Origin of the sequence: Marinobacter koreensis (assembly GCF_023156285.1) — a bacterium.
Classification (GTDB): Bacteria; Pseudomonadota; Gammaproteobacteria; order Pseudomonadales; family Oleiphilaceae; genus Marinobacter; species Marinobacter koreensis.
The window spans coordinates 309,087-332,240 of record NZ_JAKZAJ010000002.1 but is presented as its reverse complement, the minus strand read 5'-3'; the positions used below and the strand labels follow the sequence as shown (position 1 = coordinate 332,240).

Here is a 23,154-nt window from a genome sequence, read left to right as displayed (position 1 = left end):
GCCTTCCGGAATGCTCGGATCACGACGAAAAGGAGGCACCACATGTCGAACGACAGTCTAGGCAAAGACAGCCTGAATACGCTCTCCACACTGGAAGCCAGTGGTAAAACGTTCCACTACTTCAGTCTGCCGAAAGCGTCCGAATCCCTCGGTGACCTGAACCGGTTGCCATTCTCCCTGAAAGTCCTGCTGGAAAACCTCCTGCGTAACGAGGACGGGACCACGGTCGATCGTTCCCACATCGATGCCATGGTCGAATGGCTGAAGCAACGTCACTCCGACACCGAGATCCAGTACCGCCCGGCGCGGGTTCTCATGCAGGATTTTACCGGGGTGCCCGGGGTCGTTGACCTCGCGGCCATGCGAGAAGCCGTTAACAAGGCGGGCAAGGATCCCTCCCTGATCAATCCGCTGTCACCCGTGGATCTGGTGATCGACCACTCGGTGATGGTCGACAAGTTTGGCGATCCATCGGCCTTCAAGGATAACGTGGCCATTGAGATGGAACGCAACCAGGAACGCTACGAATTCCTCCGTTGGGGCCAGCAGGCCTTCGACAATTTCCGGGTTGTGCCGCCGGGTACCGGTATCTGCCACCAGGTGAACCTTGAGTATCTGGGCAAGACCGTGTGGCAGAAAGAGGTGGATGGCAAGACCGTTGCCTATCCCGATACCCTGGTGGGCACCGATTCCCACACCACGATGATCAACGGCCTCGGTATTCTGGGCTGGGGCGTTGGCGGTATCGAGGCGGAAGCTGCCATGCTGGGCCAGCCGGTCTCGATGCTGATTCCGGAGGTTGTCGGGTTCAAGATCACCGGCAAGCTCCGCGAAGGCATCACTGCCACGGATCTGGTGCTCACTGTTACCGAGATGCTGCGTAAGAAAGGTGTGGTCGGCAAGTTCGTCGAGTTCTATGGTGACGGCCTGAAGGACATGCCGGTGGCGGACCGGGCGACCATCTCCAACATGGCGCCAGAGTATGGTGCCACCTGCGGTTTCTTCCCGGTCGATGACCAGACACTGACCTACATGCGCCTGACCGGACGCGACGAGGATCAGATCGAACTGGTGGAAGCCTATGCCAAAGCCCAGGGCCTCTGGCGTGAGCCGGGTCACGAGCCGATGTATACCGATACGCTGGAGCTCGACATGGGTGATGTCGAGGCGAGCCTTGCCGGGCCGAAGCGCCCTCAGGACCGTGTGGCCCTGAAGAATATGAAGGCCTCCTTCGAGCTGTTGATGGAAACCGCCGAAGGTGCGGGCGAGACCCGCGAGAGCAATCTCGAATCCGAGGGTGGCCAGACCGCCGTTGGCGTGGAGGACAGCTACGAGCATCACGCCAGCCAGCAGGTGGAAATGAATGGCGAGAAGTTCCGTCTGGATCCGGGTGCGGTGGTGATCGCCGCGATTACCTCCTGTACCAATACCTCCAACCCCAGTGTGATGATGGCCGCCGGCCTGATCGCCAGGAAGGCGGTAGAGAAGGGGCTCAGTACCAAGCCGTGGGTGAAAACCTCGCTGGCTCCCGGGTCCAAGGTTGTGACGGATTACCTCAAGGTCGCCGGACTGCAGGATGATCTGAACAAGCTTGGCTTCAACCTGGTTGGCTACGGCTGCACCACCTGTATCGGTAACTCCGGCCCCCTGCCGGATGAGGTGGAGAAGGCCATCAACGACGGTGATCTGACCGTGGCCTCAGTGCTCTCCGGTAACCGGAACTTCGAAGGCCGTGTGCATCCGTTGGTGAAAACCAACTGGCTGGCGTCGCCCCCGCTGGTGGTGGCCTATGCACTGGCCGGTAACGTCCGGTTGAACCTGACCAAAGATCCGCTGGGCAAAGACAGTGACGGTAACCCGGTCTATCTGAAGGATCTCTGGCCGAGCCAGCAGGAGATTGCCGAGGCGGTCGAGAAGGTTAAAACCGACATGTTCCGCACGGAATACGGCGAGGTCTTTGAGGGGGACGAGACCTGGAAATCCATCAAGGTCCCGGAGAGCAAGGTGTATGAATGGTCGGACAAGTCCACCTACATCCAGCATCCTCCGTTCTTCGAAGGTATGGGCGAAGAGCCGGACCCCATAGAGGACATCCGGGACGCCAACATCCTGGCCCTGCTGGGGGACTCGGTGACCACCGATCATATTTCCCCGGCCGGTTCCTTCAAGCCGGATACTCCTGCGGGCAAGTATTTGCAGGAGCATGGTGTCCAGCCGAAGGACTTCAACTCATACGGTTCCCGTCGCGGTAACCATGAGGTGATGATGCGCGGTACGTTCGCCAACGTCCGTATCCGGAACGAGATGCTCGACGGCGTGGAAGGCGGGTACACAAAATTTGTACCCACGGGCGAGCAGTTGCCGATCTACGACGCCGCGATGAAGTACCAGGAGCAGGGCACACCGCTGGTGGTGATTGCCGGCAAGGAGTACGGCACCGGTTCGAGCCGTGACTGGGCGGCCAAGGGCACCCGGCTGCTCGGTGTGAAAGCCGTGGTGGCCGAATCCTACGAGCGGATTCACCGTTCCAACCTGATCGGCATGGGGGTGATGCCCCTGCAGTTCCCCGAGGGGACTGACCGCAAGAGCCTGAAACTCACGGGAGAGGAAACCATTTCCATCGAGGGGCTTTCCGGCGAGATCAAGCCGGGACAGACCCTGACGATGACCGTGACCTACAAGGACGGTTCCACGGAAAACTGTGAGCTCAAGTCACGGATCGATACGGCCAACGAGGCGGTGTACTTCAAGCATGGCGGCATCCTGCATTATGTGGTGCGTGAAATGCTGAAATCCGCCTGAACGGTGAGGCCGCCTAAGCAGTGAAAGGGGCGCCGTGAGGCGCCCCTTTCTTTTTGTCTCTGACGAGTGTCAGGCAGGGACTGCCAGTGGTACCTCCAGCCAGAACACCGTGCCTTCACCTGGTTCCGCCTGGAAACCGACCTGCCCACCCAGCTGACTCATGATTTCACGAGTGATGGCCAGCCCAAGGCCTGTACCTCCCCGGCTCTGGCTATCGGGACTGTGTGCCTGCGCGAATTTCTCAAACAGACGTGGCTGGAAGTCTTCAGGTACCCCCGGACCCTGGTCCCGCACATGGATCCGAAGTTTCCCGTCATGCTGACTTTGTAACACATCAACGATGCCGCCTTGCGGCGAAAACTTGATTGCATTGGACAGCAGATTGTTCAGGGCCTGCTGCAGGCGGAAGGCGTCGGTGTATATAAGCACGGAAGGTTCCTGATGCAGGCGCACTTCCACTCCCCGTTCCACTGAATATGTGTGCAATTGTTCAATCACCCGCTCAAGCAGCGGCCCGGCCGGATGATCAGCCAATGTCATCGACATTTGCCCGGACACCAACTTGTCCATGTCGAGAAGATCATTGATCAGCAGCCGTAGCTGATCGCTGTTCCTGGCTGCAATGGCGATCATACGATTGACCTTGTCCGGTAAGTGGCCAAGCGCCCCACCGGCAATGAGGCCGAGAGAGCCGGCGATGGAGGTCAGCGGTGTTCGCAGTTCGTGGCTGATCGTGGCAATGAAGTCGTTCTTCATCTGCTCCACTTTCCGGCGTTCCGAAATATCTTCGACCAGGGTCCAGATCAGTGAGCGGCCCGACGAATTATGAATCAGAAGGCCCTGAACCCGCGCTGGAAATGTCGAGGTGTCAGCCCGGGCGATGTTGCGCTCGAATGGGCCAAAACGTCCTGTTGTTCTCAGCGCCTCAAGTGCTTCTGTCTGCAGGGTGTCAAAATCCTCAGGGATGAGATCCTCAAGCCTCAGTGCCAGGAAGGACTCTCGGTTGTAGCCAGTCGGGCGCAGCAAGGCCTCGTTGACGGCGAGGCCTTCGCCAGACTGGTAATCGGTCAGGGCAATGCCGATAGGCGAGAGCTCGAACAGTCGGCGCAGTTGTTCTTCGCTCTCCTGAAGCTGCAGTTGCGTCCGCTTCTTGTCGTCAATGTCGACGATATAGCCGTGCCACATGATGCTGTCGTCCGGCAGGCGCTCGGGGCTTGCCCGGCCTTCCACCCACTTCCAGTCCTCGCCATGTCGGACCCGGTACTGGCACTGCCAGATCTCCAGTGCCTCGCCGGAGTGTTGGATGGTCTGGCTTACCTTGGGCAGGTCGTCCGGATGTATCTGATCAAAGACGACAGATGCGTCTGAGACAACCTGCTCAGGCGTGACATCGTAGATGTCGGTCATGCCGGTGCTTGCGAATGGGAACGATGAATGACCATCCGGCCACTGCCGGTACTGGTAGAGTACGCCGGGTGCCTGCTCGGCCAGTTTGCTGAGGATCCGTGACGTCATGTGGGGCTCAATCTGACTCGCGAGCCATTTGGCGAGCAGGGTCACGAATGTGATTTCGGTTTCCGTAAAGGGCTTTCCATGGGGTTCGGCCGATGAAAGATTCAATGTGCCGTAGAGCTGCCCTCCCACCAGGATTGGTGCGGCAATATAGCTTTCCAGACCCTGCAGCCGGTAGCAGTCATGGTGCCGGAACCTGGAGTTGCCCATGTGCTCGATAGCCAGGTGGTTGCCGTGCTCAAGCAGGAGGGAACAGAATGTCTGGGACACGGGGAGTGTGATCCCCGGTGTGATGTCCGGCGCATCGGGCGCTTCAAGCCACCGTATGGTGTAGGCATCACCATTGATTTCGCTGACGATCGCAATCGGTAGCTCGAGAAATTCTCTCGCTTTTGTCAGGGCGCGGTTGACCCGGGCGTTGAGAGATCCGTCGGAGTTGATGGCCAGATCATTGAGAATGCCCAGGGCTCGATTCTGCTGTTCCATCCTCTGGAGAGTCTGCATCTCCTCTGTGATGTCCGCGTGGGTGCCATACATCATCAACGGCGAGCCGTCCGCGGTCCATTCGAATACGCGGCCTCTGTCATGCACCCAGACCCATTGCCCATTCTTGTGGCGCATTCGGCATCGACAGTCATACTCGTCGGTCGCGCCTTCAAAATGAGCGTTCAGTCGTGCCTCGGATTCTTCCAGGTCGTCCGGGTGCGCCAGATTGAGCCAGGTCTGGATGTCCACCGGCTCCAGCTCGGACAGGGTGTAACCACAGATTTCGGCCCAGCGTTCGTTGAATACGGTCTCTCCGGTCTGGATGTTCCATTGCCAGGTACCGACACGGGTTCCCTCGATGGCGGCCCGTGCCCGCCGCTCACTCTGGCGCAGTCGTTGATAGGTTTCGGCGCTCTGGCGCAGGCTGATTTCACGTTCCGCGTTCTTGGCCAGATCCCGCAGCAGCATTCGTTGTTCCCGGTCAAACTCCCGCGGTTTCCGGTCAATGACGCAGAGCGTACCCAGCCGGTAGCCGTCGTCCGAGTGTAAAGGTGCGCCGGCGTAGAAGCGGATGTGGGGTTCGCAAGTCACCAGCGGATTGTCGCGGAAGCGCTCATCCTCGCCTGCGTCGTTCACGACGAAAAGCTCGGAATGGAGGATGGCGTGGCCGCAGAATGAAATGGCGCGAGGGGTTTCCGGCGTTGTAAGCCCCTGGCAGGACTTGAACCATTGCCGGTCGTGGTCCACGAGGGTAATCAATGCAATGGGGACGTCGAACAGGCGACGCGCGATGCGGGTGAGCCGATCAAAGCGATCCTCCGTTGCGGTATCCAGCAATCGGGTCTGCTCCAGCGCCCGGAGACGCTCGGCTTCATTGGGTGGCAAAGGAGGCGTTTGCACGGTCGTTCTCCCTTGTCGGTTGCATCAGGGGGAATTCGACCCAGAAATGGGCGCCCCCGTCGAAATAGTAGCCTACCTCGCCTTCCATCAGGGTGGCCAGCTCCCGGCAGATCGCCAGGCCAAGACCGGTGCCTGCGCGTGCCCTGTCCGTGTGTGACTCGGCCTGGGAGAAACGCTGGAAGAGTCGCGGCACGAAGTGCTCCGGCACGCCTTCGCCCTGGTCTGACACCGTTAGCCGAACCCGGTTGTCATCGACCGTATCAGCAGAGACTGTCACGCAGCCCCCCTGGGGGGAGAATTTAATGGCATTGCTGATGTAGTTGTCGAGAATCTGCCGCAGGCGGTAGGGGTCGGCACGGACGCAGAGGTCGCTGTCTTCTTTGTAGGTGAGCTGAACACCCCGGGTTGCCGCCGTGGTCCGGTTGCCACGACAGGCAGCCTCCATGGCGCTGGCAAGCTTGACGATCTCTGGCGTGACCACCAGCTGACCCTGCGCGGCTTTGTTGAAATCCAGAAGGTCGGAAATCAACATCTGCAGTTGTTCACTGTTTCGAAGCGCCATCGCCACGAGCTTTCCTGCCTTCGGGGGCAGTGGACCGGTAGCGCCGGCATCAAGCAATTTCAGCGAGCCGCCAATGGAGGTCAGCGGTGTACGCAGCTCGTGGCTGACGGTCGAGACAAATTGATCTTTCAGCGCATCCAGAGCCTCACGCTCAGCCATTAACTGGTTAAATGCACGGGCCAGATTCCGGACTTCCGGAGGTCCGGTCTCTCGCAATCGAATCCTGTCTGAGGGATGTTTCATCATCCGCCGTATGCGCCTCGACATGCTTTCCAGAGGGCGGGTAGCCGCCCGTGAGAGAGCGATCACCACGATGATGATCAGAACCAGCGCAATCAGGCTGATAGCGAGATACAGCATAAAGGACGTTCGGGCCGGCGCAATGGCTTGTGTGTATGGGACGGCCCTAAGCAGCACCCAGCCAATCCGGTCCAGATGCCGGGAGGCGTAAATCCAGCGTTCACCGTCTGGCCGCTGAACAACACCGCTGGGTATGCCTGAGAGCGCAGCGTCGATCAATGGATCCTCGCCGGGGGGCGGTAGATCCGGCATCGGTTTGCCCGGCCTCAGGGAATCCACCTGGGTGAAGTTCTGGGTGTCGAGGACGTTGAACAGCACGCTGTCGTTCGCCAGTTCCGGATGCGGGAGAATTCCCGAGGTGGCCAGGCTGAGAATGCCGCCCACCAAACCCAGCAAGCGGCCATTGTCCCCTTCGATCGGATACACAAACGACAACAATGGTAGACCCGTTTTGCGACCGATGATCGGATGACTGATGGCCGGTTCGTGCGTTCTGATGGCCCGCTGTATGTGTCGGCGATCGGCATAGGAGGTACCGACTCGGCCCGGTACCTGGACATTTTCGGCAATGACGACGCCGCGGGCATCAAAGACGACCAGGCCTGTCGGAAAAAGCATGGCCAGTTTCTGCTGGCGCTCAAACGAACGTTTGATTTGGGACAGGGACACCAGGCTCTGGCCATTGCTAAGCTTCCCTGCAAATGTTCCCAACGCATTCAGGCGCTTTTGCAGATCCTGATCAACCTGGAGCGCGTAGGAACGGGTTTCGAGCTTTTGGCGATCCGTCAGTACTTTTTCGAAATCACCGACCAGTTGGTGGTAGGCGATCACCAGGAGCAATGCCGCTGACAGAACGCTGCTGGCAATCGTGATCAGTACAATCCGGTTCCCCAGAGAGAGATTTTTCAAATTCATTCCTCAGGATAATAGTGTCGGTCAGCGAAACGTGATTTTATAGACCGAAGATTAGTGGATTTTTTGTGTCGGGAACATCCGGTTCTCGTGGAGATTGTGGTTTGCCGTATACCAACGCACCAGACATGCCTGCCAAGCTGGCCAGATTGAGAGAGCGCTTCCTTGTCCGGCTTTCCGAAGATCTGGAGTGTCTGCAGAAAGAAGCGGATCGTCTGGTTTCTGATGATGACGGTGGCGCACTGTGCTCGGCGTATCATCGCCTCCATCGTCTCGCCGGCTCGGCCGGAACCTTTGGTATGCCGGATGTCGGGCGGACGGCGCGCGCGCTGGAAAAGGTCCTCAAACCGGTTGCCTGCATAGAGGATGAAAGCAGGCTTGATTCGGGACATAAGGCAAGGCTTTTCGAGGAACTGTCGTCCGGGCTTCAGGTACTCCGCTCACTAGCTGGCCATCAAACGAGCAGCGCGCATGACCCATCTCTTGATAAGGCGAATGTATTCGACCGAACCCGGCTTGAGGGTAAACAGGCACGGTTACTGATCGTGGATGAGGATACAGATCGGGCCTCATTGCTGTGTCGGGAACTGTCGAGTTACGGGTTTGATAGCCTGGAAGTGTCCGTCGATGCCATGATGACCGCGATTGATTGCGCCGAGAACTCGGGTGTCGTCGCGCTTCTGGCGTCGCCGGTGAAAGTCCCGAAGGTCCGGACGGTCCGTAATTCGAGTTCGGATCCGGCTATTCTCCGGTTGCCGATTTTTGCAGTCGGTGGACACGATTCTTTTGACAATCGATATGAGTTGGCTGAAAACGGCGCTCGGGGATTTTTCCCGGATCCGATACAGCTGCCGGAGCTGGTGGAGCGCATAGAAAAACTGTCTGCGGATCAGGCCCGGGGTACCCGGGGGAGGGTGATTCTCGTCGAAGACGATCCGGATCTTGCAGAGCATTACCGGCTGGTGCTGCATCTGGCAGGCATTGACGTGCGGATCGTCAATGATCCGACCAGGCTGTTGTCGGATATGGCCGCATTCCGTCCGGATCTGGTCTTGATGGACGTGCAACTGGATGGGTATTCGGGGGTCCACCTGGCCCGCATGATCCGGTTCGATGCGCAGTGGCTGAGTCTGCCGATTATATACCTGTCCTCGGAGGACGATCCGGACATCCAGTTGGATGCCCTGTCCAAGGGCGCGGACGATTTTCTCATGAAACCGGTGTCCGATGATTATCTGGTGCGCTCGGTGCAGATCCGTTGCCTGAGAGCCCGCCTGCTTTCGGACCTCATGAATCAGGACAGCCTGACCGGTTTGCTGAAACACTCATTGATCAAGCAGACTCTGGAGCAGGAAGTGGCGCGGTGCCGTCGTGACGGGCACACCTCGGCAGTCGTGATGCTGGATCTGGATCATTTCAAGACGGTGAACGATACCTGGGGGCATATGGTCGGCGATACGGTCATCAAATCGCTGGCCAATCTGTTGCGCAACCGGTTGCGCGAAACGGATCTGATTGGCCGTTATGGTGGTGAGGAGTTTCTGGTCGTCATGCCGGGATGTGATCTCGACGACGCGGAGAGGGTCATGCAAGACATCGCCGCCAGTTTCTCGGCACTGGCATTTACCGCTGGCCAGGACCGTTTCCACGTCACCTTGAGTGCCGGGATCGCTGCCATCCATGCCCTGAGCACGGCGGACGAGTCGCTCAACGCCGCAGACACAGCACTGTATCGGCGTAAGTACAATGGCAGAAACGGCGTTACGGTTTTTCGGTCGGGGCCCCAGAACGCTCCGCAGGAGGCCCATTGAAATCCCTGATTATTGAAGACGATGAGCTGGTAGGTGAGCTCCTCGAAACGGTGCTGGTCGGGCTGCATCCCGGGATGCAGGTAACGCTGGCCCCGGATGTGCGTGGGGCCAGATCGGCCCTGCAGGAATCGTCTTTTGACCTGGTGGTGGCAGACTGGAATCTCCCGGATGGTTCCGGGCTTCAGCTGGTGAAAACCATTCGGTCGAAGGACCGGGATTTGCCGATCGTCATGGTGTCCGGGCGTTCAGACCGGGATTCCGTGTTGCAGGCGGCCCACTACGGAATAAGCGCCTACATCACCAAACCGTTCAACGTTGATGTGCTCCATAAACGCCTGAGTGCGCTGTTGAAAGTCAGGGATGATGGTGTGTCTTCGCGTACGCCGGCCGAGATGTTGGCCAGCTACCAGGGCCATATTGTTCAGCTGCCCGGGGCTATGGACGTCACCGAAGTCCTGGATTTGATAACGCGCCGGGATCAGCTCTCGTCGGCTCAGCTCGCCGAACGTTGGCGGGATCAGACGGGTATTCTGGCGCGCCTCCTTGATGTGTCCAATGGGGCATCGCTCAGGCGTTCTGGAGAGCCCATCCAGACCCTCAGGGATGCCATCAGCTTTCTCGGTATACCGATGGCGCTCAACTACGTGCTGGCGCTGTCGCTGGATGTGTCCGGCGCCATGCAAAGTCCGGTTTTGAAAATGCTCGCCGATCGCTACCGGGACATGACGCTGTCGATCTCGAAGGAGGCCCAGCGCCTGGCTCTGAGTCTCAAAAAGTCGCCCTTTGCGTTTCAGAAGGCGGCATTGCTCAGTCGTGTTGGCGAGCTGGCCGTATTGAGGGTGTTGAACGAATACGTTTTACAGGGTGGGAGCCTTGATGAAGCCGAGGCCGAGGAATGCCTCCGGAAGTGGGCGCAAACGTTTGGCAATGAGTTGAAAGTCCAGTGGCGCCTCGCGTTGGAGCTGCGTGAAATGATCGGGGCCGTTCACTTCCTGCCGAAGGGTTCGACCCAGGAGGATTGTCTTCTGATGAGGACTGCCGCTTTGCTGGCCGATGGTAAAACCGAGACTGACGAATGCCGGAGGCTGATGAGACGGCTCGGCCTGGGTGGCAGCCAGCAGGAGGTTCCGGACAATGCTTCTACCAACTGATCGGGCTGCCCGTATCCTGTATATCGAGGATGATCCCGATATCCGCGCCATTGCCGAGCTGGCGCTTGAGGATGTTGGCGGTTTCACCGTCCGGACCTGCGAAAGCGGGGAAGCGGGCTTGCTGGAGGCCCCCGGTTTTGCGCCCGATCTGGTACTGCTGGATGTCATGATGCCCGGCATGGATGGTCCCGAAACCCTCCAGGCGCTCCGTAACGATCAGGGAGTGCGGGATGTGCCGGTGATTTTCATGACTGCACGGCTCCAGGAATCCGAAGTGGATCACTATCTCAAGTTGGGTGCGCTCGGCGTGATTCCCAAACCCTTTGACCCGATGACGCTGGCCGACACGATCCGTCATATCCTTGCAGACAGCTGATCTTTGCGTGCCCCGGCTGGTGCGCCGACGCGCCTTTTTCGGTAGGCTTGCGCCCGGATTCTGATCTTGCAGCGAGAGGCACCTATGGCAACTTCCTCCCGGGACGAACTGAAAGCAAAGCTGAACCTCGAAACGTCCCGTATTCACTGGCACGAACTGCAAACCTACTACGCCCGTGGCAACGTTGTCCGGGTGGCGCCGGCGCTGGACCTTCTGGAGGTTGCCGCCGAGCTCACCGAGGACAACAAGGCCCGGTTTGAAAGCTGGATGCGCGAAGACCTGGTGGGCGAAGTCAGCCCGGATCTGGCTCGCGCCTGGTACGACCGCAATGCTGAATTATGGGCCGTGGTGGTGGCGCCCTGGGTCCTGGTCCAGGATCAATCCGGCCAGAAACTTCACTGAATCGAGACATCTATGTTGACCGGAGCTTTGCTCATCCTGGCGCCGCTGTTCCTTGGCTTTGCCCTGTCCCTGTCCAATCGGCGTGTCATGACCGTTATCCACCACACTGTGGAGGTTCTGGTCTATTTCATTCTTGCGCTGCTCGGTCTGGGGCTGGGTCAGATGGAAGGGCTGGTTGACCAGCTGGCGAACATGGCTGGCCAGGTTGGTGTGCTGGTTATTACCCTGTTGGCCGCCAATATGCTGGGGCTCTGGCTGTGTCATCGTTGGGACCCGATGCCGATCGATGAGCCGACAGAAGCCGGTCAGGCGGGGTATCGGCGCCTGTTTCTCGCCGGGCTCAAACCCTTGATGGCGGTTGTTGCCGGGCTTCTGGCCGGATTTTTCCTGCTGCCTGCCCTGCCCATGGTCGATCAGGTGGCCACCGGTGCCTTGATGCTGTTGCTTTTCCTGATTGGCTTGCAGCTTCGTAATGCAGGGCTCTCCCTGCGTCGTTTGCTGGTCAATCGCTTCGGTTTGGGTATGGCCCTGGCGGTTACCGCCAGTTCCCTGGTTGCAGGGCTGTTGCTGATGCCGGTTCTGGACTTGCCCTGGCACGATGTGCTGGCCCTGGTATCCGGGTTTGGCTGGTATTCCCTGTCTGGCATCGTGGTGGGAGATGCCCTGGGGCCGGCCTGGGGTGGCGTGGCTTTCCTGAACGACGTGCTTCGGGAAATCATTGCCCTGGCACTGATCCCGGTCATCATCCGGTCCCGGCCTGCAATGGCGATCGGCTATGGCGGTGCCACGGCCATGGATTTCACTTTGCCGGTCATCAAGAACAGTGGCGGCCTGGCCTGTGTCCCGGTCGCGATTGCCTCGGGTTTTCTGCTGTCCTTTCTTTCGCCCGTTCTGATGGGGGTTTTCCTGGCCCTGGGCTGATAGTTGATCTGATGCAAATTCGGGATAAATTTGGTGGCCTCTATAGGACGCGATAGACTATCGTGCAAAAGGTAACCACCGGCCTTCCCGAAGTACAAGGACCTGACGCCCGCATGCACCGCCGCGAATTCATTGGTCTCTCCCTTGCCGCGGGTCTGGCAGTCTCCGGTCTTGGTGGCTGTTCGCGCCGAAAACCCCTCCGTTTTGGCGTTCATCCCTGGATTGGCTACGAGCCCTTGTACCTGGCTGAGGAGTTTGGCTGGCTCAGCGATGACGTTAAGTTGATAAAAGGCCAGTCGTCGGCGGATTCGATCGACGGCCTCCAGTCCGGCACGTTGGCCGGTGCGGCCCTGACGCTGGATGAGGCGATCCGGGTGCATGTCGAAGGGCCGGAGCTGTATGTGGTGGGCGTTGCCGATGTGTCGGCCGGAGCGGATGTGCTCATCGTCAGGCCGGGTATCCGATCGATTGATCAACTGCGGGGCAAGCGTATCGCCACGGAACTTGGCGGTGTTTCCGGCACCCTGCTACTGACCATTCTCGACAGAGCGGATATTGCCCCGGAACAGGTGGTCATTGTGGACCTGCCGGTGGATGAACACCTTGATGCCTGGAAACGGAATGAGGTGGACGCGTCGGTGTGTTATGAACCTGTCGCCTCGCTTCTGGAAGACGCCGGCGGAGAGCGGCTGTTTGACAGCAGTATGGTGCCGGATACCATTTTCGACGTGCTGGTTGTGACCCGTGAAGAGGTCAGGTCGAACCCCCAGGTGGTGCCGGATCTTCTGGAGGCGCACTTTTCCGGGTTGCGTTACCTTGTTCGCAACATGTATGACTCGGTCTACCGGGTAGCTGCCCGTCAGGGTGTTTCACCAGACGATGTCCGTTCGGCGTTGGCGACGGTCATGCTGCCCGATCTGGCCGCCAATCGTCGGTATCTCGAGACCAATGGTCGTATCGATACGGTTGCCCGGCACCTGTCCCGCCTGCTTCTGGGCGAGGGATTGATGTCGCGGGCACTGACGACGCCTGTGCTCAGCAATGACGCCTTCCTGCCCGGAGACGCCTCATGAAACGCGCGATCATGGTGTTCCTGATTGTCACTCTGGCGTCTCTGGCCCCGCCATGCCTGGCGCTGGCAAAGACGGTCAGTTCCCTGAAGCTGGGGATCCTCGCCTACCGTCCGGATTCGATCGTTGTCAACCGATACCAGCCGCTGGCGGACTACCTGTCTGGCCGGATTGGTATACCCATCCAACTGGAAGTGCTGACTCAGGAGGAAATGAACAGCGCCCTGGCGGCCAACCAGCTTGATTTTTTCATGACCAATCCCAGTCATTTTCTGGTTATCCGCAGTGAGCGCAGCCTGACGGGTGTTCTGGCCACCCTCGTTCGCAAAGAGGGCGAGACGGCAACCTCGAGTCTCGGAGGGGTGATATTCACAGAGGCGGGCCGCAATGATATCCAGACCCTCGCAGATGTCGCGGGCAAGACCGTTGCCACACCGGGTATGGACTATCTGGGCGGTTTCCTGGCGCCTCTTTTTGAACTGGAAAATGCCGGCGTGGATGCCCGTCGGGAGAACCGTTTCAAACTGGTAGGGACCCACGACCGGGTGGTTCGCGCGGTGTTGGCCGGGGATGCGGATGTAGGATTTGTCAGGTCCGGGATTCTTGAGCAGTTGGAGGCCGAGGACCCCACCTTGGCTGACCGCATACATGTCGTGAACCGGCAGGATCTGAGAGGTTTTCCCTTCGTCGTCTCAACCCGTCTTTACCCGGAGTGGCCCATGGCCGCATTGCCCCACGTGGATGACGAGATCGTTCGGCGGTTCGCCTCGGCGCTGTTTTCCATTGAGGATACCTATCCGGCAGCCCTGGCAGCAGGCATCGCCGGCTTTTCGCCCCCGGCGGATTACCATTCGGTGGAAGCCCTGGCCCGGAGCTTGCGGGTTGCGCCCTACGATCAGGTGCCGCGGGTTGCCTGGACGGAAGTGTTTGAGCAATACCGCATCTGGATAATTACCGTATCGGTTCTGCTGTTGATGCTTGTGATGACGGCACTCTGGCTGGGACGGAAAAAGCGTCAGCTGGGAAAGGAGCAGAAACGGCTGCGACGTCTGATCCTGAGTTGGCCGCAGCCCATGCTCACGCTCAGTGATTCCGTGTTCATGGACAGCAACCGCGCTGCGGTCGATCTGCTCCAGTTCAGTTCGCCACTGTCATTGATCGGGAAGGACATCGCTGCTTTCTCACCCCGGTTGCAGCCCGATGGCAGTCTGTCCAGCGCGAAACTGGCCACGTTGCTGGATCACGTCAGGGACGGAGCCGTGGAACAACTGGAATGGCTGTTCCGGCGATCCGATGGTTCTCAGGTCTGGGTGGATATGACGTTGGCGCCGATTCACGAACCCGGTGAGGGCGAGCCATTCATCCTGTGCTCGTGGTATGACATCACCGACCGGAAAGAGTCCGAGCAACGGCAGCGCCTCGCCGCCAGTGTCTTCGAGCATGCACGAGAAGCGATATTCATCACCGATAGCCGCGGTATGGTGATCGACGTTAACGATGCCTATACCGAAATTACCGGCTGGGTGCGCAGCCGGGCCATCGGGCGTTTGCCTCCGTTGCCGCTGGACGAGGGCACTGCGGTCTTCTCAAGCTGCCTCCAGCAGGGGTTCTGGCGTGGAGAATTCGCCAGCAAGCGACAGGGCGGCCAGCGTTACATGGCGGCCCTGACCATCAGCCCGGTGCGGGACGACAATGGTTCCGTGACCCATTTTGTCGGATTGTTTTCCGATATCAGCAAGCTCAAAGCCCAGGAAGAGAAACTTCGGACCATGGCGCACTACGATGTGCTGACACAGTTGCCTAACCGGGTCCTGTTCGCCGAGCGGCTTCAGCAGGCGATGGCCCAGGCGCGTCGCCAGGACTATCGGTTGGCCGTTGTCTATATCGATCTGGATGAGTTCAAACCGGTGAATGACGCCTTTGGTCACCAGGCCGGCGATGAGTTGCTGGTGGATGTCGCCACCCGCATGCGGGCGGAGCTTCGGGAAGAAGATACCCTGGCACGGCTGGGTGGCGACGAATTCGCCGCTCTGGTGGTCAATGTCGGCGATACTGCGGCGCTTGAGGCCCTGCTGGATCGCCTGCTCCAGGCCATCGCCAAGCCGACCTGGGTTGCCAGCCACTCGGTCCGGGTTTCGGCCAGCATGGGCTACACCTATTACCCGCAACCCGAAGAGCTGGATGGTGACCAGCTCCTGAGGCAGGCAGATCAGGCCATGTACCGGGCCAAACAGACCGGGCGCAATCGTTATTGCGCGTTCAGGGTGGGGGAGTCCGGCCCGGAGTGATTCAGTCGTGACGTTGCCGGCTGCCAGGCCAGCGATTTTGCCCACTGGTCGGCCAGGCGCCGTATCCCGCTCAGCGTATCGAGCAGTCTTTCTCCGGTCGATGTCGGTACTTCGGTTCGGACAATCATCGCAAGCAGGCCGGATTTCAGTTGGTGGTAGAGCACTTCCGACTGCTCGAAGGTCTCCGGCGCTGGGCCTTCTGCGGCCACCAATGACCTCAGGGTCACCAGGTACTGATCAATCCGGGTGGCCAGTGGCGCCAGCCGGACATCGTCCCGGGCATCCCGGAACTGAAGCAACTGAACCGCCAGATCCGTGGCCTCAAGCAGATATCGGCAGGCCCGTATGGTATCAGTAAGGGCATCTACGGTGGCCGGCTGCATCTTTTCCGCCCGGAGTCTCGATATGTATTCGTTGATGGCCGCATTGAGGCTGCGACAGGCCTCCACTTTGGGCTGGATCTGGGCGCCTGTCAGGTCTTCCCGGTCGAGGCACACGCGCAGCAGCCCCCGTGTCAGGCCTACCAGTCGTTTCATCTCCTGATCCACGGCAGACACGGCGACCTCCGGCGTGGTGACCAGAGTGCTGTCGAGGTGCCGAGGTTCGGCGTTGTCTTCTTCCTGGCTCCGGAACAGGCGGCTGAGCAGGTAGGCAAAGCGAGGTGTCAGGGGCATCATGATCAGGGCCCCGATGACATTGAACAGGGTATGAAACAGCGCCAGGGAGACGGCCACATTGGCCGTCATATCAAGCCAGTCTGCCAGCCGTTCGACCACCCAGAGCATGATTGGAAGAATGAGCAGGGCGACGACTCCCGTCATGGCGTTGAACAGGATATGGCCGATGGCCAGTCGTCGGGCGTTGGCCGTTGCCTTGATGGCGGCAAGCGCCGCCGTGGAGGTGGATCCCAGGTTGGCCCCGATTACCGCTGCTGCCGCGCTGTTGAGCGGGATCAGGCCGCCGGCCGCGGCGGTCAGGACAATGGCCAGCGCGGCACTGGAGGATTGCGTCAGCACGGTCGCCAGAAAGCCGGTCAGAAGCCAGGCCGGCAGTCCGTAGGCATTGGCCAGCAGGTGCTGGTTGTCGAAACCTGCGGTGAAACCTTCCAGGGAGCTTTTCAGAATGGACAAGCCCAGGAAAAACAGGGCGAAGCCGGCCAGGGCCTGTCCGAGTGACTGGACCCGCGAACGATTGCTGATCAGTTTCAGGGCCACCCCGCAGGTCAACAGCGGAAGCGCAATGGCTTCGATGTTGAAGCCAAAGCCGATCAGGCTGACCAGCCAGGCGGTGACGGTGGTACCGATGTTGGCCCCAAAGATCACGCCCAGGGACTGGCCGAGCCCCAGCAGGCCGGCATTGACGAATCCCAGGGTGGCCACGGTCACGGCGCCCGAGGATTGCACCAGGCCGGTAATCAGGCAACCCGCAGCCAGGCCACGCAGTGGCGTACGGGTCCAGCTTCCCAGCATATGACGCAGATGATGTCCGGCGGCACTTTTCAGACCGTCCGTCATCATTTCCATGGCCAGGAGAAACAGGGCCAGGCCACCGAGAATCTGGAAAAGGGATGCCATCATGTAAAGCGGGTGTCGTGACCGATGTAATATTCCGAGGATAGCAGACCGGGGGAGAACCCCGCTGACTCAAATCAGGAATTTACGGATGTCGATGTGATAATCGTCCGGGTCGACGGCGCGAATGATATGGTCCTGGACGTTGGGCTTCGATAGGTCCAGGGTTTCAACCGGGATCGGCATGCGAAAACGGGTGTGGTACATCAGGCGGACTACTGGCAGACGTTGATCGTGATCGTTGGTTTCCACGACCACACCCAGCCTTCCGCTCTCAAGCAGAACCAGTGAGCCCACGGGGTACAGCCCCAGGCACCGGATGAACTGCTTGACCAGTACCGGATCGAGGTGGTCGCCGCTCCATTCCAGCAGCTTTTTCAGGCCCTGGGTGGGGGTCATCCCCTTGTGGTAGACGCGATCGGCCGTAATAGCATCGTATACGTCCGTAATGGCGACCATGCGGCCGTATTCGGATATCTCGTCGCCTTTCAGGCCTTCGGGATAGCCGCTGCCGTCCAGCTTCTCGTGGTGCTGGGCGGCGGTAATGACACTAATCTCGCCGATACCTTCCGTGCTTGAGAGGATGTCCCGGGAATGACGGGCGTGGAGCTTCATGACCTCGAATTCTTCTGCCGTCAGTCGACCGGGTTTGTGCAGGATCTCGTCGGGGGTCAGGATCTTGCCCAGGTCGTGGAGCAGGGCGCCGACAATCGTCTGGTGCAGCACGTCGGATGACAGTTTCCGGAAATTTCCGAACAGCGACATGAGCACGCTGAGGTTGACGGAGTGCTCCAACAGGTAGTTGTCTTTCTCCCGTATCCGGCCCAGGCAACTCAGCGCATTCGCATTCCGGAACACCGAGTTCTGCAATTCGTCCGCCAGCTGGTGGATCGGAGCCACATCCACGGCGGTGCCCATCTTCACGTTGTTCAGGAAGCTGCCCACCAGACCCTGTGCCTGGGAGTGGATCTGCTGGGCAATAACGATCTCTTCCTCCATCGGCGTCGCCGCTCTGAGACCGGGCGACGTTTCGCCCGCTTTCTGTAGCGCAGCTTCGTTCCTGCGATCGACTTCGCCGGCGGTTTCGGCATCCTGGGTATCGAGACCCCGCCCGGTGTCGATGTAGATGTATTTCACCCCCATCTGGCGGATTTTCTCGATGGTTTCCTCACGCTTGATAAAACCCCGCTTGCGCTGGGTGTTGTGAGGAATCCAGTCGTTGTTCAGGTCGGTGATGTACATCCCGACCTTGAGGGCCGAAACCGGTATGCGTTTGATCATTGTTCGGAAAAAAACGTCCGTAGGCTGTTCAGGTAGGTCTGGCTGAGCACCTGCTCCAGGGGCAGGTCTTTGACCTTCGCGATATTCTCGGCCACAAACGGCAGGTAGAAAGGCGCGTTCTCACGCCCACGGTAGGGCACCGGAGTAAGGAACGGCGCGTCGGTCTCCAACAGAATCTGCTCAATGGGCGACATGCGCACGATGTCCCGGACGTTCTCGGCCTTATTGAAGGTGGTAATGCCATTGAAGCCCAGACACCAGCCCTGGTCCAGGGCGTACTTGGCCAGCCCTGGACCGGATGTGAAGCTGTGGATGACACCGCGTCGTGTAAGGCTGTTCTCGAATTCCTTCAGGATAGCGATGGTGTCCTCGTCGGCTTCGCGGCTGTGAATGACCACCGGCCGGTCGGCGTCACAGGCCAGTTGCAGCTGGCGACGGAAGACGTTGCGTTGTACCTCACGGTCGGCGTTGTCGTAGAAATAGTCCAGACCGATTTCGCCCACGGCCACGATCTTCTCGTCGCCCGCGTGCCGGCGAATCTCTTCTTCTACCGCGTCCGTGTAGGTTTCCGCTTCGTGGGGATGAATGCCCTGGGTACCGTAGACCCAGGGCGCCACGTTACTGAGTTCGCGGACCTTTGCCAGGTTGTCCGGGGCCACCGCAATCGTGATGACCCGCTCAATGTTGACCCGCTGGCTCTCTTCCAGGGTTTCCTCGAGGGGGCGATCCTTGAGGTAGTCCAGGTGGCAGTGGGTTTCGATGATGGGATGATCGAAAACGGGAATCTCGCGACGCTTCTTGCTCATTACTCGGGCTGAACTCCATCGCAACCCGCGTCGGGGCTGCTATTCTGGGAACTTGAACGCGCAATTCTAGCAGGTTGTGTGATTGTTGACCTACATCAAGGCGATAGGAAAACCACTTATGGAGATGACGGCGTTTGCCGAACACTGGTGTTACGCCCCGGAGCGCCCGCGATTCCGGGACTATCCGACCCTGGCGCCCGAGGATTCGGAATTGCCGGATCTGCAGGACAGTCTGGAGACCATCGGTGAATACCAGCGTCGACTCTGGGCCAACCGGCGGAAGGGATTACTGGTGGTGGTTCACGGCCCGGATACCAGCGGCAAGGACAGTCTGATTCGCACGCTCTCGACCTACGCCGACCCTGCCGGGTTCCATGCGTGGTCCTTCAGTCGACCGCTGGGCCTGGAAGCCCGCCATGATTTCCTGTGGCGTGTGACGCCCTATCTGCCGGCCTTCGGCGAAATGGTCGCCTTCAATCGCAGTCATCACGAGGCCGTCATCGGAGAACGGGTCTGGCCGGTCCTGAACCCGGAGCAGTACGACTGGCCCGGTCGCTATCGATCCATTCGTCACTTCGAACGGCATCTGGTCCGGGAAGGCACGACGATTCTGAAAATCTGGCTGAACCTGTCCGGGGATGAGCACCGTCACCGGCTCCTCAAACGGCTGGACAAGCCTCGCAAGCGTTGGAAATTCGATAAATCCGATATTGATGGCTGGGCAAAACGGGCAGATTATGAAGGTTTTGCCGAAGAGGCGCTGGCAGCCACTCACATCGAGGAGGCGCCCTGGTTCATCATTCCGGGCGATCGTAAGCCGGAAGCCAGGGCCATTGTGGCGGCCATTCTGGCGGATCAGCTGATTCGGCTGGCGCCGGACTACCCGGCAGAGGATGAAGCCATTTTGGACGAATACCGGCGCCTGCTGGCGAAGAATGGGGTCCGGTAGCAAGCAAGCGGAGGCGCACATGCATATTGTGGTCGTAGGTGGGGGTGTGGTTGGTGTCACAACCGCCTATGAATTGAATCGCCGGGGGCATCAGGTCACCCTGCTGGAGCGACACGGGATTACCGGTAATGAGACCAGCAAGGGCAACGCGGCACAGCGATCCTACGGTGTGGTCTATCCTTGGGCCGATCCGTCCATGGTACTCAAGGCGATCCCCTGGCTGTTCAAGGCCGACGGGCCGCTGAAGCTTCGTATACCGCCGTCTGTGGAAGCCGTGCGCTTCATGTTTGCCACGCTCCGGTATGCCTGGTCGCCGGGCCTGTTCGGCCTCAATCGCCGTGCCATGCTGCGCCTGGGTATGCATAGCCGGGATCGTTTCCTGAAACTGGAAAAGGAGCTCGACCTTGCCTTCGACGGTGCACACAAGGGCCTGCTTCATCTGGCCAGTACGCCGGAAGCCATGGACGGATATCGGGAGGTACACCAGCTCCTTGAGGAAATGGGTATCGCTTCCCGTCTGCTGACGCCCGAGCAGGCGCGGGAGGCCGAGCCCGGCATGGTGGGCCCCGGGCCGCTCTATGGTGCCCTGAGTTTTGACACCGATGGCACCGGAGATTGTCACCTGTTTTCCCGGGCGTTGGCCGCCGAGTGCGAAAAGCAGGGGGTGTCGTTTCGTTTCAACGTCGAGGTGGAAAATCTCGTGGCGGGTGAACGCCGGGTGGATGCGGTCGCCATCCGCAATGAACAGGGGCTGCGGGAAGTCATTCAGGCCGATGCCTTCGTGATCAGTGCCGGGTGCTGGTCGCCGTCGCTGGTCCGGCCGCTGGGCCTGAACCTCCCGATCTATCCGGTGAAGGGGTACAGCATCACCGTTCCCCTGCGTGATGCGGATCGGGCACCCGCCAGTACCATTCACGACGACAACTACAAGGTCGTCAGTACCCGCCTTGGCAATCGGCTGAGGGCGACCGGGTTCGTTGAACTGGCGGATTTCAACCGGGATATCCCTGAAAGCCGGCTGGCAACAATTCGCAAATCGGTGGAGTCCCGATTCCCGGGCTGTGCGGATCTGAAGGCGGCCGAAACCTGGACCGGATTCCGGCCAATGACTCCGGACGGTCCGGCTATCATTGGTCGTGGTCCGCGCGAGAATCTCTATCTGAATACCGGTCACGGCACTTTCGGCTGGACGCTGTCCGCCGGCAGTGCGGATGTGATCGCTCAGATCATCGACGGCGAGGAGCCCGCGATCTGTCTGGATGCGTTTAGGCCCGGCCGCTTTCAGGAATGATTACTCGTTCCGAAGGGAGTGCTCCAGGTTGCCGCACAGGGCACGAGCCGACGCCATCGTTTTACACCCGCTGGGAGTGCCTGAATGACTGGTTGGCCAGCCATGCCGGGTTCTGGCGTCCGGCGCCATTCAAGACACCGTCTCCACAGTGGGAGGGCCGGTCTCCAGGGCTGGTCCGGTGGCTCGATGCTCTCGACCCGGCTGCTCTCGATTATTTCGACAGGCATCCGGCGGAGCTGGCGTCCCGCATTGCCCATTGGGTACCGGGAATGGCTGACTATCCGGCACTGACCGATCTGTCGGCGATCTCGCCCCCGGAGGCCGCTGTGGCCAGGGTCACCCTGGACGAGGTTGATGCGACCGACATGCCCGGCCGCAAACGCGCCCAGGCCGGCGCCTTTGCCGCGGCAATTCTGCCGCTGAACGGACCGGTGCTGGATTGGTGTTGTGGCAAAGGCCACCTTACGCGAACGCTGGCCCGCCAATGCACCGCACCGGTGAACGGGTTCGAGTGGGATGCGGCCCTGGTCGAGGACGGAAACCGTCTGGCGGCACGGTTTTCGGACCGGTTAACCATTCACTGTCAGGATGTGATGGCGCCGGAACTGCGTTGGCCGGATGTCGCCCACGGCGTGGCACTTCATGCCTGTGGTGATCTCCACCGCCGCCTGATCGCCAAAGGGAGTGACAGCCAGGCGCCCCGGATCAGTTTTTCCCCCTGCTGCTATCATCGGACCGTGTCCGACGCCTATCATCCCATGGCCACCCGGGTGCGATCGGCCGTTAACGCCCTCGTCCTGTCTCGCGAGGAACTCCGCCTTGCGGTTCAGGAAACGGTCACAGCGCCGGCCAGGGTGCGGGCGCAGAGGGTCCGTGTTCGTCAGTGGCGTCTCGGCTTTGATGCCCTGCAGCGGGCACTCCGTGGCGTCGATGACTATCTTCCGGTGCCCTCCCATCCCTCACGATTGAACCATGGCGACTTTGAGGGCTTCTGTCAGTGGGCTGCGGCGAAGAAGGGACTGCCCCTGCCGGATTCACTCGACTGGGTGCACTGGCGTCGGGAGGGTGAACGCCGGCATCGCCAGGTTCAACGGCACGAGCTATTGCGACATCTGTTCCGGCGTCCGCTGGAACTCTGGCTGGTGCTGGATTACGCCGTATTCCTTGAAGAACAGGGCTATGAGGTCCGTCTGGGGACTTTCTGTGAACGGGCGCTGACGCCGAGAAACCTGCTGGTGGACGCGGTCAGGGTTTCCGATACTCCACGTGATCCACGCAGCCATCCCTGAAATACACATAGGTGAGCTCATACAGGGCTCCGTAGTATCGGGTCTGGTAGATCCAGACTTCCTGCGGATCGGTGTAGCGCTCGGGTGGCGAACCGAACGCCCGGCGCACGTTTTCCCGGGTCATTCCCGGAATCACCTGCTGCCGGACGATGTAGCGCCGAAGGTCCGTTGAGTTGATGAACCGGCAGGTCGAGCCTGCTTCCGGTGTTGCCGAAGCATCCGAATCCGCAGTTTTGTCGGAAGCGGGATCTGGTTCAGGCAGGTTCTGGTCGAAGCGGCCCCCGAGCCGGTTATCGGGAATGTCCACGGTCTGTGCGGTTTCGCTGCAGGGATGATCGGCGAAGGTGACGCCCTGACCGTCCTCGCAGCGATACACCTGGGCGTCTGCCATTGACGGCAGGCCCAGCAACAGCAGTATCAGCAGGAAGGGATGTGGCATACGAACACTGCATTCCCGAACAGACCAAGAAAAAA

At 59.9% G+C, this 23,154-nt stretch carries 17 protein-coding genes; 11 read left to right on the top strand and 6 right to left on the bottom strand.

Annotated features, from left to right (window positions below; translation table 11 throughout):
• The first annotated feature begins 42 nt into the window (after positions 1 to 42).
• Positions 43 to 2,802 (top strand): aconitate hydratase AcnA, encoded by a 2,760-nt coding sequence (acnA, locus tag MLD04_RS06580; RefSeq protein ID WP_248155963.1) that lies wholly within the window; start codon positions 43 to 45, stop codon positions 2,800 to 2,802.
• A gap of 69 nt (positions 2,803 to 2,871) precedes the next feature.
• Here the strand turns inward: acnA and MLD04_RS06575 are convergent, their stop codons facing one another.
• Positions 2,872 to 5,700: a PAS domain-containing protein gene (locus MLD04_RS06575; RefSeq protein ID WP_248155961.1), complete on the bottom strand. Its 2,829-nt coding sequence runs from the start codon at positions 5,698 to 5,700 to the stop codon at positions 2,872 to 2,874.
• Complete coding sequence (locus tag MLD04_RS06570) at positions 5,672 to 7,477, bottom strand: ATP-binding protein (RefSeq protein ID WP_248155959.1); 1,806 nt, start codon at positions 7,475 to 7,477, stop codon at positions 5,672 to 5,674. The genes MLD04_RS06575 and MLD04_RS06570 overlap by 29 nt, the downstream gene beginning before the upstream one ends.
• A 101-nt stretch (positions 7,478 to 7,578) precedes the next feature.
• On the opposite strand from MLD04_RS06570, the gene MLD04_RS06565 reads away from it, so the two are divergent.
• The 7 genes from MLD04_RS06565 to MLD04_RS06535 all read left to right on the top strand — a co-directional run bounded on the left by MLD04_RS06565 (position 7,579) and on the right by MLD04_RS06535 (position 15,493).
• Entirely contained in the window at positions 7,579 to 9,285 is a 1,707-nt protein-coding gene (locus MLD04_RS06565; protein WP_248155957.1) for a diguanylate cyclase, read from the top strand.
• A complete protein-coding gene (locus MLD04_RS06560; protein WP_248155955.1) occupies positions 9,282 to 10,436 on the top strand; it encodes a response regulator in 1,155 nt (384 codons plus the stop codon). The genes MLD04_RS06565 and MLD04_RS06560 overlap by 4 nt, the downstream gene beginning before the upstream one ends.
• Positions 10,420 to 10,812: a response regulator gene (locus MLD04_RS06555; protein ID WP_248155953.1), complete on the top strand. Its 393-nt coding sequence runs from the start codon at positions 10,420 to 10,422 to the stop codon at positions 10,810 to 10,812. The genes MLD04_RS06560 and MLD04_RS06555 overlap by 17 nt, the downstream gene beginning before the upstream one ends.
• 84 nt (positions 10,813 to 10,896) lie before the next feature.
• A complete protein-coding gene (locus tag MLD04_RS06550) occupies positions 10,897 to 11,214 on the top strand; it encodes a DUF2288 domain-containing protein (protein ID WP_008939761.1) in 318 nt (105 codons plus the stop codon).
• A gap of 12 nt (positions 11,215 to 11,226) precedes the next feature.
• A complete protein-coding gene (locus MLD04_RS06545; RefSeq protein ID WP_248155951.1) occupies positions 11,227 to 12,135 on the top strand; it encodes a LysO family transporter in 909 nt (302 codons plus the stop codon).
• A gap of 113 nt (positions 12,136 to 12,248) precedes the next feature.
• On the top strand, positions 12,249 to 13,208 hold the full coding sequence (locus MLD04_RS06540; protein ID WP_248155949.1) for an ABC transporter substrate-binding protein: 960 nt from the start codon (positions 12,249 to 12,251) through the stop codon (positions 13,206 to 13,208).
• Positions 13,205 to 15,493 carry a diguanylate cyclase domain-containing protein gene (locus MLD04_RS06535; RefSeq protein WP_248155947.1) on the top strand — a complete coding sequence of 763 codons (2,289 nt, stop codon included), beginning with the start codon at positions 13,205 to 13,207 and terminating at the stop codon, positions 15,491 to 15,493. The genes MLD04_RS06540 and MLD04_RS06535 overlap by 4 nt, the downstream gene beginning before the upstream one ends.
• Here MLD04_RS06535 and MLD04_RS06530 read toward each other — a convergent pair.
• From MLD04_RS06530 to MLD04_RS06520, 3 genes are all read right to left on the bottom strand, one after another.
• Positions 15,454 to 17,070, bottom strand: a complete 1,617-nt coding sequence (locus MLD04_RS06530; protein ID WP_248155945.1) for a Na/Pi cotransporter family protein — start codon at positions 17,068 to 17,070, stop codon at positions 15,454 to 15,456. The genes MLD04_RS06535 and MLD04_RS06530 overlap by 40 nt on opposite strands.
• Before the next feature lie 66 nt (positions 17,071 to 17,136).
• On the bottom strand, positions 17,137 to 18,345 hold the full coding sequence (locus MLD04_RS06525) for an HD-GYP domain-containing protein (protein ID WP_248155943.1): 1,209 nt from the start codon (positions 18,343 to 18,345) through the stop codon (positions 17,137 to 17,139).
• A complete protein-coding gene (locus MLD04_RS06520) occupies positions 18,342 to 19,151 on the bottom strand; it encodes a TatD family hydrolase (protein ID WP_248155941.1) in 810 nt (269 codons plus the stop codon). Before MLD04_RS06520 ends, MLD04_RS06525 begins: the two co-directional genes overlap by 4 nt.
• A 118-nt stretch (positions 19,152 to 19,269) precedes the next feature.
• Between MLD04_RS06520 and MLD04_RS06515 the strand changes: the two genes are divergently transcribed.
• From MLD04_RS06515 to MLD04_RS06505, 3 genes are read left to right on the top strand one after another with little or no spacing between them, the layout of a single operon-like run.
• Positions 19,270 to 20,100: a polyphosphate kinase 2 family protein gene (locus tag MLD04_RS06515; protein ID WP_248155939.1), complete on the top strand. Its 831-nt coding sequence runs from the start codon at positions 19,270 to 19,272 to the stop codon at positions 20,098 to 20,100.
• A 19-nt stretch (positions 20,101 to 20,119) separates the two neighbouring features.
• Positions 20,120 to 21,391, top strand: coding sequence for a D-amino acid dehydrogenase (locus MLD04_RS06510; protein WP_248155937.1), 1,272 nt, complete (start codon positions 20,120 to 20,122; stop codon positions 21,389 to 21,391).
• Entirely contained in the window at positions 21,388 to 22,680 is a 1,293-nt protein-coding gene (locus MLD04_RS06505) for a methyltransferase (protein ID WP_248155936.1), read from the top strand. Before MLD04_RS06510 ends, MLD04_RS06505 begins: the two co-directional genes overlap by 4 nt.
• On the opposite strand, the gene MLD04_RS06500 is transcribed toward MLD04_RS06505, so the two are convergent.
• On the bottom strand, positions 22,637 to 23,119 hold the full coding sequence (locus MLD04_RS06500; RefSeq protein ID WP_248155934.1) for a DUF4124 domain-containing protein: 483 nt from the start codon (positions 23,117 to 23,119) through the stop codon (positions 22,637 to 22,639). The genes MLD04_RS06505 and MLD04_RS06500 overlap by 44 nt on opposite strands.
• Between the last annotated feature and the right edge of the window lie 35 nt (positions 23,120 to 23,154).

Excerpts from the sequence above, each read along its gene's own strand:
- MLD04_RS06550 (WP_008939761.1), top strand. The coding sequence starts at position 10,897 with ATGGCAACTTCCTCCCGGGACGAACTGAAAGCAAAGCTGAACCTCGAA.
- MLD04_RS06555 (WP_248155953.1), top strand. The coding sequence starts at position 10,420 with ATGCTTCTACCAACTGATCGGGCTGCCCGTATCCTGTATATCGAGGAT.
- MLD04_RS06570 (WP_248155959.1), bottom strand. The coding sequence starts at position 7,477 with ATGAATTTGAAAAATCTCTCTCTGGGGAACCGGATTGTACTGATCACG.
- MLD04_RS06530 (WP_248155945.1), bottom strand. The coding sequence starts at position 17,070 with ATGATGGCATCCCTTTTCCAGATTCTCGGTGGCCTGGCCCTGTTTCTC.
- MLD04_RS06535 (WP_248155947.1), top strand. The coding sequence starts at position 13,205 with ATGAAACGCGCGATCATGGTGTTCCTGATTGTCACTCTGGCGTCTCTG.
- MLD04_RS06540 (WP_248155949.1), top strand. The coding sequence starts at position 12,249 with ATGCACCGCCGCGAATTCATTGGTCTCTCCCTTGCCGCGGGTCTGGCA.
- MLD04_RS06510 (WP_248155937.1), top strand. The coding sequence starts at position 20,120 with ATGCATATTGTGGTCGTAGGTGGGGGTGTGGTTGGTGTCACAACCGCC.
- acnA (WP_248155963.1), top strand. The coding sequence starts at position 43 with ATGTCGAACGACAGTCTAGGCAAAGACAGCCTGAATACGCTCTCCACA.
- MLD04_RS06515 (WP_248155939.1), top strand. The coding sequence starts at position 19,270 with ATGGAGATGACGGCGTTTGCCGAACACTGGTGTTACGCCCCGGAGCGC.
- MLD04_RS06505 (WP_248155936.1), top strand. The coding sequence starts at position 21,388 with ATGATTACTCGTTCCGAAGGGAGTGCTCCAGGTTGCCGCACAGGGCAC.
- MLD04_RS06545 (WP_248155951.1), top strand. The coding sequence starts at position 11,227 with ATGTTGACCGGAGCTTTGCTCATCCTGGCGCCGCTGTTCCTTGGCTTT.
- MLD04_RS06500 (WP_248155934.1), bottom strand. The coding sequence starts at position 23,119 with ATGCCACATCCCTTCCTGCTGATACTGCTGTTGCTGGGCCTGCCGTCA.
- MLD04_RS06520 (WP_248155941.1), bottom strand. The coding sequence starts at position 19,151 with ATGAGCAAGAAGCGTCGCGAGATTCCCGTTTTCGATCATCCCATCATC.
- MLD04_RS06525 (WP_248155943.1), bottom strand. The coding sequence starts at position 18,345 with ATGATCAAACGCATACCGGTTTCGGCCCTCAAGGTCGGGATGTACATC.